The organism is Tabrizicola flagellatus (assembly GCF_046295235.1).
In the GTDB taxonomy this organism is placed as follows: domain Bacteria; phylum Pseudomonadota; class Alphaproteobacteria; order Rhodobacterales; family Rhodobacteraceae; genus Tabrizicola; species Tabrizicola flagellata_A.
Genome location: NZ_JBKBLV010000061.1, coordinates 1 through 12128 on the forward strand (window position 1 = coordinate 1; position 12128 = coordinate 12128).

The 12128-nt window shown below is 68.3% G+C and carries 11 protein-coding genes and 1 pseudogene; 8 read left to right on the plus strand and 4 right to left on the minus strand.

The window, feature by feature from the left end; all coding sequences use genetic code 11:
- Nucleotides 1-471 precede the first annotated feature (471 nt).
- From ACK4IU_RS17655 to ACK4IU_RS17665, 3 genes are read left to right on the plus strand one after another with little or no spacing between them, the layout of a single operon-like run.
- Entirely contained in the window at nucleotides 472-1188 is a 717-nt protein-coding gene (locus tag ACK4IU_RS17655; protein ID WP_409737841.1) for an ABC transporter ATP-binding protein, read from the plus strand.
- The gene (locus ACK4IU_RS17660) at nucleotides 1182-3548 is read left to right on the plus strand and encodes an ABC transporter permease (RefSeq protein WP_409737843.1); all 2367 of its coding nucleotides are present in this window, start codon (nucleotides 1182-1184) and stop codon (nucleotides 3546-3548) included. Before ACK4IU_RS17655 ends, ACK4IU_RS17660 begins: the two co-directional genes overlap by 7 nt.
- A 3-nt stretch (nucleotides 3549-3551) precedes the next feature.
- Nucleotides 3552-4739 (plus strand): efflux RND transporter periplasmic adaptor subunit, encoded by a 1188-nt coding sequence (locus ACK4IU_RS17665; RefSeq protein WP_409737846.1) that lies wholly within the window; start codon nucleotides 3552-3554, stop codon nucleotides 4737-4739.
- Between the two features lie 74 nt (nucleotides 4740-4813).
- Here ACK4IU_RS17665 and ACK4IU_RS17670 read toward each other — a convergent pair whose 3' ends face one another.
- Nucleotides 4814-6532 carry a cation:proton antiporter gene (locus ACK4IU_RS17670; protein ID WP_409737849.1) on the minus strand — a complete coding sequence of 573 codons (1719 nt, stop codon included), beginning with the start codon at nucleotides 6530-6532 and terminating at the stop codon, nucleotides 4814-4816.
- Nucleotides 6523-6810, minus strand: coding sequence for a helix-turn-helix domain-containing protein (locus ACK4IU_RS17675; protein WP_409737852.1), 288 nt, complete (start codon nucleotides 6808-6810; stop codon nucleotides 6523-6525). Before ACK4IU_RS17675 ends, ACK4IU_RS17670 begins: the two co-directional genes overlap by 10 nt.
- Nucleotides 6811-6917: 107 nt before the next feature.
- Between ACK4IU_RS17675 and ACK4IU_RS17680 the strand changes: the two genes are divergently transcribed.
- Nucleotides 6918-7754, plus strand: a complete 837-nt coding sequence (locus tag ACK4IU_RS17680) for a universal stress protein (protein ID WP_409737855.1) — start codon at nucleotides 6918-6920, stop codon at nucleotides 7752-7754.
- Nucleotides 7755-7763: 9 nt separating this feature from the next.
- Here ACK4IU_RS17680 and ACK4IU_RS17685 read toward each other — a convergent pair whose 3' ends face one another.
- Nucleotides 7764-8102 carry a TfoX/Sxy family protein gene (locus ACK4IU_RS17685; protein ID WP_409737858.1) on the minus strand — a complete coding sequence of 113 codons (339 nt, stop codon included), beginning with the start codon at nucleotides 8100-8102 and terminating at the stop codon, nucleotides 7764-7766.
- 80 nt (nucleotides 8103-8182) lie between these two features.
- Nucleotides 8183-8314, minus strand: a complete 132-nt coding sequence (locus ACK4IU_RS17690; RefSeq protein WP_409737860.1) for a hypothetical protein — start codon at nucleotides 8312-8314, stop codon at nucleotides 8183-8185.
- 208 nt (nucleotides 8315-8522) lie between these two features.
- Between ACK4IU_RS17690 and ACK4IU_RS17695 the strand changes: the two genes are divergently transcribed.
- The 4 genes and pseudogenes from ACK4IU_RS17695 to ACK4IU_RS17710 all read left to right on the plus strand — a co-directional run.
- Entirely contained in the window at nucleotides 8523-9689 is a 1167-nt protein-coding gene (locus ACK4IU_RS17695) for a M20 aminoacylase family protein (RefSeq protein ID WP_409737863.1), read from the plus strand.
- Complete coding sequence (locus ACK4IU_RS17700; protein ID WP_409737866.1) at nucleotides 9686-10045, plus strand: DUF1304 domain-containing protein; 360 nt, start codon at nucleotides 9686-9688, stop codon at nucleotides 10043-10045. The genes ACK4IU_RS17695 and ACK4IU_RS17700 overlap by 4 nt, the downstream gene beginning before the upstream one ends.
- An 86-nt stretch (nucleotides 10046-10131) precedes the next feature.
- Entirely contained in the window at nucleotides 10132-11799 is a 1668-nt protein-coding gene (locus ACK4IU_RS17705; RefSeq protein WP_409737869.1) for a DUF1800 domain-containing protein, read from the plus strand.
- An 8-nt stretch (nucleotides 11800-11807) separates the two neighbouring features.
- Nucleotides 11808-12128: pseudogene (locus ACK4IU_RS17710) on the plus strand (hypothetical protein); the annotation flags it as partial.

Here is a 12128-nt window from a genome sequence, read left to right on the forward strand (position 1 = left end):
GCGTGGCCCTCGTGGAGGCCTTCGCTGGTAGCTCAGGGGAAGCCAACGGGAGGAGCAGAGGGGATCAGCTGGGCTGCCAGACCTGTCCTCCTCCCACCTCCTCACCGTCTCTCGGGGCTGGTGGTCTTCAGAGCGGGACAGCTGCCGTAGGACTTTCCGTAGGACAGCTGGTGCCTGTTGACCTCCGTCTCCCGATGGGGTTACCCCTGTGTTTGCTGAGGTTTCGGCTTGCTGCGGTGCCTGCAACGGGAGGTGAACGGGGTAACCCGACCCTCTGGGGGCACCACTCATGCCAGTATAGGTGGCTGACCGGCATCCGCCACAAGCTTGCGCGAGTGGCATGAAACGGTCGAGCGGGAGGGCAAGGTCTCGGTCGCAGGTCGACCTGACCGAAGATCGTCCGTTGACCTACGTCATTGCCGGTTGCTGTGCTGCCGCTAGACTGCCATTCAGTCATCTTGCGGGGGGATCATGGACCAAACCGCCGACCCCGTCTTCTTCACCAGGGGCCTGACCAAGGTCTATCGGTCCGGCGAGCAGACGGTGAACGCGCTGCGTGGCATCGACTTCCAGGCGCGGCGCGGCGAGTTCGTCGTGATCCTCGGGCCATCCGGGTCCGGGAAATCGACCTTCCTCAACATTATCGGCGGACTCGACACCGCAACGGCGGGCGAGGTCTGGTTCGAGGACCACCAGCTGACTGCCATGAGCGAACGCGCGCTCACCCGGTATCGCCGCGACCATGTGGGCTTCGTGTTCCAGTTCTACAACCTGGTGCCCAGCCTGACCGCACGCGAGAACGTGCAACTTGTCACCGAGATCGCCCGCCGGCCGATGCCCGTGGACGAGGCGCTGGACCTTGTGGGACTGGCCGACCGGGCCGACCATTTCCCGGCGCAACTGTCCGGCGGCGAGCAGCAGCGTGTCGCCATCGCGCGGGCCATCGCCAAGAATCCCGAGATGCTGCTCTGCGACGAGCCGACCGGCGCGCTGGACAGTGCGACCGGCATCAGGGTGCTGGAGGCCCTGACCCGGGTGAACCGGACCGTGGGGGCGACCACCCTTGTCATCACCCACAACGCCGCGATCCGCGACATTGCCGACCGCGTGATCCGTTTTGCCGACGGGCGGATCGTGGAAGAGACCGTCAACGCGGTGAAGAAGGCACCCTCGGAGGTCGCATGGTGATCTCGCCGCTGCGCCGCAAGGTCCTGCGCGATCTGCGCCGGCTCTGGGCCCAGGTTCTTGCCATCGCTCTGGTGCTGGCCGCGGGCGTGGCTACGCTGATCCTGGGCAACGGTGCCTATGCCTCGCTGCACGAGACGCGGGCGCGGTATTACGAGGAGAACCGCTTTGCCGATGTCTTTGCCGACCTCGTGCGCGCGCCCCTCGCCCTGATGGGCGAGATCGAGGCGATCGAAGGGGTGCTTGCCGCCGAGGCGCGGATCGTCAAGCTTGGGCTTCTGGACCTGGACACGATGACCGAGCCGGGCTCGGTGCTCTTCGTCTCGCTGCCGGGCGGCAACGGAGCCGGGTTGAACCGGCTCTACCTCCGGCAAGGCCGGTTGCCCGAGCCGCAATCCGCACAGGAAATCGTGGTCTCGGAAGGGTTTGCCGCGGCGCACCGGCTTGGGCCGGGCAGCCGGCTGCCTGTCCTGATGAACGGCAAGCGGCGCGAGCTTCTGATCACCGGCGTGGCGCTCTCGCCCGAGTTCATCTACGCGCTTGCCCCCGGCCAGATGATGCCGGACCCGCGCCGCTTCGGCATCGTCTGGGCCCCGCGCGCCAGCCTCGAGGCCGCCTTCGACCTGGCGGGTGCGTTTTCCAACGTGGTGCTGAAGCTTGCGCCCGGAACCGATGCGGACCGGGTGATCGAGGCGCTGGACCGGCTGACCGCACGCTACGGCGGCATCGGCGCGACGGCACGGGCAGACCAGGTCTCGCACGCCTTTCTCGATGCCGAGCTGAAGCAGCTCTCCGCCATGGTCAAGGTGCTGCCGCCAATCTTCCTTCTGGTCGCGGCGATGCTGGTGAACATGACGCTGTCGCGGCTGATCGTGCTGGAACGCGAACAGATCGGGCTGCTCAAGGCCATCGGCTATCCGTCGCGCGCGGTGGCGCTGCACTATGTCGAGTTCGTGCTGATGATCGCCGTGGTCGGCATCCTGATCGGCTTTGCCGCAGGGGCATGGCTTGGGGTTGGGCTTGCGCAGATGTATGCGCGGTTCTTCTCGTTTCCTTACCTTGTCTTCGCCCGGGATCCGCAACTTTACGGTCTTGCCGCCGTCATCACACTGGCGGCGGCCCTTGGGGGCGCGCTGTATGCGGTGCGATCGGTCGTGACCCTGCCACCCGCCGTTGCCATGGCGCCCCCGGCCCCTGTCGCCTACCGGCAGCGCATGGGGTGGCTGCGTGGGGTCCTTGCCCTGCGCCAGACCGGGGTGATGGTAGCCCGTCACCTGTTGCGCTGGCCCTTCCGTACCCTGTCGTCGATGCTGGGCGTCGCGATGGCCGTGGCGATCCTCGTAGCGTCGCTCTGGTCGTTCGGCTCGATCAACCACATGATCGACATCACCTTCTTCCGCTCCGAACGCCACGACGCGCAGATCGTGTTCGGGTCCCCCGAGCCGATCGGCGCCGTCCACGCCGCACGCGCGCTGCCCGGCGTCATGGTGGCCGAACCGTTCCGGTCGGTCAGCGCGCGGATCAGCCATCGCAACCTGTCGAAGAAACTTGGCATCATCGGCCGTCCCGCCAAACCGCAGCTTTCCCGCGTGCTCGCCCCCGACCTGCGCCCCATGGCGATGCCCGAGGCGGGCATCCTGTTGTCCGAGGCGCTGGCTGCGGCCCTTCAGGTCCGGACCGGAGACCAGGTGACCGTCGAGGTCCTCGAAGGCGCGCGTCCGACGGTCACGCTGCCGGTCAGCGGGATCTCGCTGGGCTATGTCGGCCTCGGCGCAGCGATGGAGATCGGGGCCCTGAACCGGCTGATGGGCGAAGGCGCGATGGTGTCCGGAGTCAGCCTGCAACTCGACCGGTCGATGGACGCGGAATTCTACGCCGCCGCCAAGGCGGCGCCCAAGACCGACCTGGTCAGCGTGACGACCCTGATGCTGGCGCGGTTCCGCGACACGCTGGCCGAGAACATCACCGTCATGGTCACGGTCTATGTCGTCCTTGCGGGCATCATCGCGGTCGGTGTGGTCTACAACTTCTCGCGCATCGCCCTGTCGGAACAGGGGCGCGAACTGGCTAGCCTGCGCATCCTGGGATTCACCAACCGCGAGGTCTCGGGCGTCCTCTTCGGCGAGCTCGGCATCGTCGTCCTACTGGCGCAGCCCCTGGGCTGGATCATCGGCTACGGCATCGCGGTGGCCATGGTTGCGGCCTTTTCCTCCGACCTCTACCGCGTGCCGCTCGTGGTGGGGCGTGAGGTCTTCGCGACCGCCAGCCTGATCGTCTGCCTCGCCGCCCTGGTTTCGGCCCTCGCCATCCGGGGCCGGATCACTAATCTCGACATGATCGAAGTCCTGAAGACACGGGAGTGACCCATGCGCCGCCTTGTCCCCGTCCTTGCCGCCGTTGCCGTCATTGCCCTCATGATCTGGGCCTTCCTGCCGCGGCCCGTCGCGGTGGAACTGGCAGCCGTCGAGCCGCGCGTGCTAGAGGTGACGGTCGAGGAACAGGGCGAGGCGCGGATCCGCGAGGTCTTCACCATTTCGGCGACGACCGCCGGCAGACTGCAAAGGATCAACCTGCACGCAGGCGATGCGGTGACGGAAGGGCAGACGGTCGTCGCGTCCATCGGCCCGGCCGCTCCGGTCCTTCTGGACAGCCGCTCGCGCGCCGTTGCCGAAGCCACCGCCGCTGCGGCGCAGGCGGCCGTGGACCTGGCCCGCGCCCAGCTCGAACAGGCCGAGGCAACGCTGGACTTCAGGACCACCGAGGCGAACCGCATGATCGCGCTGCTTCAGCGCGGAGCGGTGTCGCAGCGGGCGCATGATACGGCTCTTCTCGAACAGAAGACGGCTAGGGCGGCGGTTTCCAGCGCGCTTGCCAATCTTGCGGTGCGCGAAAAGGAGCTGGAAAGCGCGCTGGCGGTGCTGCGGGCGGACCGTAACGGCGACGAGACCCGCTGCTGCGTCGAGATTGTCGCCCCGGTCTCGGGCCGGGTGCTGCGGGTGCTGACCGAAAGCGCTCAGGTGGTCCAGGCCGGCACACCGCTGATGGAGATCGGCGACCCCGGCAATCTGGAGATCGTGGTGGACCTCCTGTCGCGCGATGTGGTGCGGGTGCGGGAAGGCGCCGATGCGACCGTCACCGGCTGGGGCGGGCCAGAGATCCCCGCTCGGGTGGAACGGATCGAGCCTTCGGCCGTCACCCGGACCTCGGCGCTTGGTATCGACGAACAGCGGGTCAAGGTGATCCTCGGCCTGGCGGGCTCGCCTGCCGACTGGCAGGGGCTGGGCCACGGCTTCCGGGTGATTGCCCGCATTGCGCTCTGGCGGGCGGAGGACGTGCTGACGATCCCGGTGGGGGCCCTTTTCCGGGACGGGTCGGATTGGGCGACCTATGTGGTGCGCGACGGCCGCGCCCGGATACAGCGCCTTGCTCTCGGGGAAAGGAACGAGGTCCTCGCGCAGGTTCTGGACGGGCTTCAGGCCGGGGACCGGGTGATCCTGCACCCCGGAGACACGATTGCCGACGGCGTGTCGGTGGTAGCTGACGCGGCGCCCTAGATCGACGCAGGGCGGCTCCAGCCCCCCCCCGCCCGCAAGTGCAGGCGCCGCCGGGCCTCGGCCGACCGTTGGCGTCATGCGGTCTCTCGACCTTCCGAAGCGATCTCGGGAAACTCGGTCCGTTCTTCCTCGGCCGCGCCGCACAGCAGCGCCACCGCACGGTCTGCGGCGTCCTGGAACGGCTCCAGAACCAGATCGGCGCCCGCACTGGCCAGAACCGCCGCATCGGCCGCCCCATGGGCCGCAGCGGCAATGCGACCGGTGAAACCTGCGGCGCCCGCCAGCTGGATCAGGGTGCGGCGCATGTCCTCGTGGCTCAGCCCGGTCGGGTGGATGGGCACGGTGGACACCAGCCAGTCCACCCCCCGCAACGGCAGGCCGGCGACGAACTCGGGGTCGCCCGCATCGCCGAAATCGGCCTCCAGCCCCAGTTCACGCCAGCGCCGCACTGCCTGCGGGTTGAAGTCCACCCCCAGAACCCGGATGCCCCGCCTCTTCAGCCGCAACCCGATGGCGGTGCCAAAGCGCCCGAGCCCGAACAGGATCACATCGTAGCCGCCCGTGTCGTGCGCCCCGGCCTCGGACGGCTCGCGCGGGGTGCCCTTGCGCTCGAAGACGCCCAGCACGGGCTCGAGCAGCGCATACAGCTGGTGTGACCAGGTTATCATGTAGGTCGAGGCGGCGATGGTCACCAGACCGACCAAGGTCACCAGCCCCAGCGCGTCCTCGGAGACATGGCCGAGCGACACGCCCATGGCGACGAAGATCAGCGAGAATTCGCTGATCTGCGCCACCGTCAGCCCTGCCAGGAACCCGGTGCGCTTGCGGTAGCCCATCGCCCCCATGATCGCCAGCACGATCAACGGGTTGCCGATCAGCACGAACAGCGAGAAGACCATGGCTCCGACGAGGTGGGTCCCCAGGAGCGACAGGTCCAGCGTCGCACCCAGCGCGATGAAGAAGAACAGAAGCAGGAAATCCCGCAGCGGAGCCAGGCGCGCCGCGATCGTCTCGCGGTAGGGGGTCGAGGCCAGCGCCACCCCGGCCATCAGCCCGCCGACCTCCTTGCCAAGACCGACAGCATCGCCGATCGCGGCGAACATCGCCGCCAGCGCGATGGCGAAGATCACCAGAAGCTCGGGCGCGCGGGCAAGCCGTTCGGTCAGGGGATCGGCCGCATGGCGCACGAACAGCACCACCGCCGCGATCAGCGCGAGGCCCGAAGCCAGCACCGTCAGCACCGACCCGCCCGCCTGCCCGCCATGGCCGGGGGCACCGATGCCGATGGCCGACAGGACGATCATCGCCAGCACCACCACCAGGTCCTGCACGATCAGGAAGCCCAGCGCGATCTGGCCGTGCAGGGCGTCGATCTCGCGCTTGTCGGACAACAGCTTGACGATGATGATGGTCGAGGAGAACGTCAGTGCCACCGCGACATACAGGCTGGTGACAGGGTCGAGCCCCAGCGCCAGTCCGATGAGATAGCCGAAGACCGCGGTAAAGCCGACCTGACCCAGCCCGGTCATCACCGAGACCACGCCCAGCGACCGGATCAGCTTCACATCCAGCTTGATGCCGACCAGGAACAGCAGCACCGCGATCCCAAGCTCGGACAAGAGGGCGATCTGCGCATCCGACCGCACCAGATCCAGCGCAGACGGTCCGGCGATCAGGCCGACGGCGATGAAGCTGACGATCAGCGGCTGCCGTGCCAGCGTGCCGATCAGCCCGACACCGGCCGCCATCACCAGCAACAGCGCGACCTCGGCAAAGGGAGTCGTCAGCGGCATCCCGTCGCCCCGGGACCGGACGCCGTGCCCGTGCCGCTCCCGTGCCGTCGCGGCACGGTCTCGTGGGCCCGCAGGGAATCCTCCAGGTCGGCATCCGCAATCCGCCAGCCCTTGCCGACGTCGATCGCGCGCAGGTGGCCATCCCGGATCCAGTGCCGGACCGTCGCCTCGGCGACCTTGAGGCGGTCGGCGATGTCCTTCACGGTCTGATACTGATCCTTGGGCATCGTGCAGCGCCAGTGTTGATGGTTTGGTGAAGAATAGCGAAGAATAGCCATGTTCGTTTGACATCAATCAAACGATCTCCCGTCAGGACATGTTCCTGTTGCCTCATGACCCGGAAAACCCGGAGTGCCTGCCCGACGCCGCAAAAGGAGACGCCGCCATGCCGGACCGTACCGCCTACATTCCCCTGAACACCTACCCCGAGCCGGCCTCGGATGCCGCGATCCTTGCCGCCGTCGATCTGGCGGCCGGCCTCTGCCACGGCATGCAGGTCGCGACCTTTGCTGTGGACATACCGCCCGTCGCCTCGCCCATCGGGGGCTTTCTTGTCAACGTCGATGGCATGGCGCGTGCCGCCGAGGACCGCAGCCGGGCGGAATGCGACCGCCTGCGCGCCCTGATCTCGGCGCGCCCGGGTGGAGCCGATAGGATCCGGTTCGTCCAGCACCGGCCGCTCCTCGGCGGTGCACTTGGCCTGGCCACGACGGCGGCGCGCTATTTCGATCTGGCGCTGGTGCCGTGGTCGCCCGACACGCAGGCCACGCAGGACATGGCCGAGGCGCTTGTGTTTGGCTCGGGTGTCCCGGTCATCCTCGTGCCGCCCTCCGCCCGGGGGGATCGCGTCGATCAAATCGCCATCGCCTGGGACGAAAGCCGGGTGGCTGCCCGCGCGCTTGGCGATGCGCTGCGGCTGCTGCCGGAGGGCGGGCGGGTGACGGTGCTGACGGTGCAGGACGAGAAGGCGCTCAGCGGGACCGGCATCGCCGACCGTCTTGCCGCCTCGCTGACCGAGCGCGGCTACCAGGCGGGCGCGACAAGCCTGGCGCTGGAGGGCAGGGGGATCGCCGCGGCGCTGCAGGATGCGGCACTGGCCGCGGGCGCGCAGATGCTGGCGATGGGCGGTTTCGGCCATTCCCGTCTGCGCGACTTCGTCCTCGGTGGGGCGACGAAGGGGGTCATGTCCGACCTGCGCCTGCCGGTGCTTCTGGCTCATTGAGGCGGGCGGTTAGCCGCGCTCGACTACGCCCAGGAAACTGAGCATCTGCTCGACATCCGCGCGCAGCTTGGCGTCCGACCGGTTGAACCCTGCGCAGAGCGCATCAAAGCGTTTGCGCAGCGCCTTCTTCTCATCGCCCTTGCAGTCATTCCAGGGCCGGCCCTGCAACCCCATCACCAGCACATAGTAGCCGATGAAATGCGGCCGCGTGCCGCTGTCCAGCAGCCGGCGATAGGCCTCGTCGGCGCCCAGTTCGCGCAGCTGCTCAGCCGTGGTGATGCCGGCACGAACAAAGGCCGCCTCCGAGGCGGGGCCGAGGTTCGGGATGGAAGAGACGGGGGCGGGCATCGCAGGACGCAGGGCGAGAACAAAACACGCACAGCGTCGCGGCTGGCCCGGGGATTGTCAAGCCGCCCGGCGGGGCAGGCTCAGATCGACGCCCAATCGCGGAAGATCGGCTGCCCGGCCTGCTGGGTAGATCCGCCAGCCTGCTGGCCCTGCTGCTGCGGGCTGGGGCTGGAGGCACCGCCTTGCTGCGGCTGGGTCGGGGTCTTGGCCATCTGACTGCTCCGTTCTCAGGCTCTTTTTCCCATATTGCGCTGGCCTTGGGCCGCAACAAGCCGGGTTCATGACGTTTTTGCGACGCTTTGTCGGAAATGTGCGGCATTCGCAACAGGTCTTCGATCACATTCCGGTTTTCCCCACCTATCCGGCGGGGCTTGCCGTTTACGGGCAACGGGTTCACCCTGCCCGAGAAGGAGACCATACATGCCCGTCAAGAACCGTTTCGCCGAACTTCTGCCCGAAATCACCGCCTGGCGCCGCGACTTCCACGCCCATCCCGAGCTTCTGTTCGACGTCCACCGCACCGCCGCGAAGGTGGCCGAGCTCTGCCGGTCCTTCGGCTGCGACGAGGTGGTGGAGGGCATCGGCCGCACCGGCGTCGTCGCCGTGATCCGGGGGCGCACCGACACGAAGGGCCGCGTCGTGGGCCTGCGCGCCGACATGGACGCGCTGCCGATCACCGAACAGACCGGCGTCCCCTATGCCTCCACCGTGCCCGGCAAGATGCATGCCTGCGGCCATGACGGGCATACCGCGATGCTGCTGGGCGCGACGAAATACCTGGCCGAGACGCGCAATTTCGACGGCACCGTGGTCTGCATCTTCCAGCCCGCCGAAGAGGGCGGCGGCGGCGGGCGCGAGATGGTCAAGGACGGGATGCTCGACCGCTGGAAGGTGCAAGAGGTTTACGGGATGCACAACATGCCCGGCATCCCCGTCGGCCATTTCGCCATCCGCCCCGGCGCGATGATGGCCGCAGCCGACCAGTTCGAGATCGTGGTGACGGGCAAGGGCGGCCATGCCGCCAAGCCGCACGACTGCGTCGATACCACCGTCGTCAGCGCGCATATCATCGTGGCGCTCCAGACCATCGCCAGCCGCAACGTCGACCCGCTGAAACAGGTCGTCGTCTCGGTCTGCACGGTGGAAACCGACTCCACCGCGCACAATGTCATCCCGCAGGTCGTGAAGATGAAGGGCACCGTCCGCACCATGGACCCCAAGGTGCAGGACCAGGTCGAGGCACGCATCGCCCAGATAGTCGAGGGCACCGCTCTCGCGCTCGGCGCCCGGGCCGAGGTCCATTACCAGCGCGGCTATCCGGTGACGGTCAACACGCCCGAGAACACCGGTTTCGCCGCCGAGGTGGCGCGGAAGGTGTCCGGCCAGGTCGATACCGACACCGCGCCCCTGATGGGGGCCGAGGATTTCAGCTTCATGCTGAACGAACGCCCCGGCGCCTATATCTTCCTCGGCAACGGCGACACCGCCATGGTCCACCACCCGGCCTACAACTTCGACGATGCCGCCATTCCCTTCGGCTCTTCCTGGTATGCCGAGATGGTCGAGACCCGGATGCCCGCCGCATGATCGCAACCGCCCTCGTCGCCCTGGTGGCCGTGATCCATCTCGCCATCCTGGCGATGGAGATGGTCCTGTGGGAGACGAAGCCGGTCCGCGCCCTCTTCGGCATCTCGCCGGACTTCGCCGCCAACACCCGGGTGCTGGCGGCGAACCAGGGGCTCTACAACGGCTTTCTCGCCTCCGGGCTTCTGCTGTCGCTCTGGCGCGGCGTGCCGGGGCCGGGGGCCGAGCTGGCCTGGTTCATCCTCGCCTGCGTCATCGTCGCGGGCCTTTACGGTGCGGCTACCGCCTCGCGGCGCATCCTCTTCGTCCAGGCGGTGCCGGCGCTCCTGGCGCTCCTCGCAATCCTGACCGGGATCTAGGCGGCAAGGTTCCGCTGGCCGCGCCCCGGGGGCGATAGCGGAATCGGGGCGCCTCGTGGCAGGCTCGTTCCGCGGAGGGCACGCCCATGCTGACACGGCGCATGTTCCATACCCGGCTCGTCGCTGCCCTGGCTGCGGGCGCTCTGCCACTTGCCACCAGGGCGCGGGCCGCGGCACCCGCTACCGACGACCTCTGGCTGAATCGTTTGACCTTCGGCGCCTCGCCCGCCGCGCGGGCCGAGATCGCCGAACTCGGGCGCGAGGCCTGGCTTGACCGGCAACTGACACTCCGCCCGGAGGATGACGTTGCCCTTTCCGAGCGGCTGGCCAGGGCGCGTCTCCGAATTGCCTATGACGCGGGCGAGGACGACATCGGACGCTGGGAGGCGCGGGACGAGCTGCGCCCGCTTTCCTTCCTGTCCGCCGAACCCGAGGCGATTGTGCCGCTTCTGGAATGGCAGCCCGGCCGCGCGATGGAATATTCCGAACGCATGCGCCCCGCGCAGGAGGTCATCGCCGCCGCGCTGATCCGCGCTGTCCATGCCGAGGCGCAACTGCGCGAGATGGTCACCCAGTTCTGGCACGACCATTTCAACGTGAATTCCGAGAAGGACCACACCACGGCCGCCCCCTTCGCGCTCTACGACCGCAGCCTGCGCGCCCATGCGCTGGGGAACTTCCGCACGCTTCTCGGCCAGGTCGCGTCCGCCCCGGCCATGCTCTCCTATCTCAACAACGCCGACAGCCGCGCCTCGCCTGCCAACGAGAACTTCGCGCGCGAGCTTCTGGAATTGCACACGCTCGGCGCCGGCAACTACCTGAACGACCGCCACTCCGACTGGCGCGAGGTGCCCGGCGCGACCGAAGGGCTGGCGGCGGGCTATCTCGACCTCGATGTTTACGAGGTGGCGCGCGCCTTCACCGGCTGGTCGGTCGGCGACGGGCGCTGGCTGGCCGAGGGCGAGGAGGCCCCGCGCACCGGACGGCTGCACTATGTCGCGCGCTGGCACGACCCCTATCAGAAGCGCGTGCTCGGGCGCGAATTCCCGCCCAATCGCGGCCCGCTCGCCGATGGCGAGGAGGTGCTCGACATCCTCGCCCGCCACCCCGGCACCGCGCGCTTCGTCTGCGAGAAACTGGCCCGCCGCTTCCTCTCAGACGATCCGCCTGCCGGCCTTGTGCAGCGGATGTCCGAAACCTTCCTCGCCCAGGCCGAGGCGCCCGATCAGATCGCCCGGGTGATCCGCGTCCTGGTCCTGTCGCCGGAGTTCGCCGCTCCGCCATCCAAGTTGCGTCGGCCCTTCGAGTTTCTTGCGGCCATCTACCGTGCAACAGGCGCCGAAGTGACGGCCACTGAAAACGGTTTTCATTGGCAGCTTGGTCGGGCCGGATGGCTTCAGCACAGTTATGGCCCGCCGACCGGACATCCCGACCGGATCGAGGCGTGGACCGGCGCCAGCACGCTCAACCGCATGGTCGATCTGGCGATTTCGGGCTTCGAGGACTGGTTCGGAACTGCCGCTGCCGACCTTGCGCGACCCGTTGGCGATGCGGCGACGGTCGGAGCCTTCGCTGCGCAGCATGCCGATGCGCTGGCGCCGGGGCAGGGGGAGGGCATCGCCGCCGACCTTGCGCGCGCCTTCGGGATCGACTCCGCCGCGCCGCTTGACGCGATTTCGCCCGAGGATCGTCGGGGCCTCGGCCAGTCCGCCGTGGCCTTCGCCGCGCTGACCCCCGAATTCCTCTTGCGATAGGTGCGCCCATGGCCCGCGATCCGATCCTGGTGGTGGTCTTCCTGCGCGGCGGGGCGGACGGGCTGGCGCTGGTCTCGCCGACCTCGGACCCGGATTTCATCGCCGCGCGACCCGAGGACCTGCGCGTCTTGCGCAAGGGCGACGGCGCGGGGCGGGCCATCGCGCAGGACATCGCCGATGTGGATTTCCGCTTCCACCCGGCGGCCGTGGCTCTTGCCGACCTCTACGACGCGGGCGATCTGTCGCTGGTCCATGCCGCAGGGCTTCCCGAGGCCACCCGCAGCCATTTCGACGCCGAGGCGCGGATCGAGCGCGGCATCTTCGGCGCC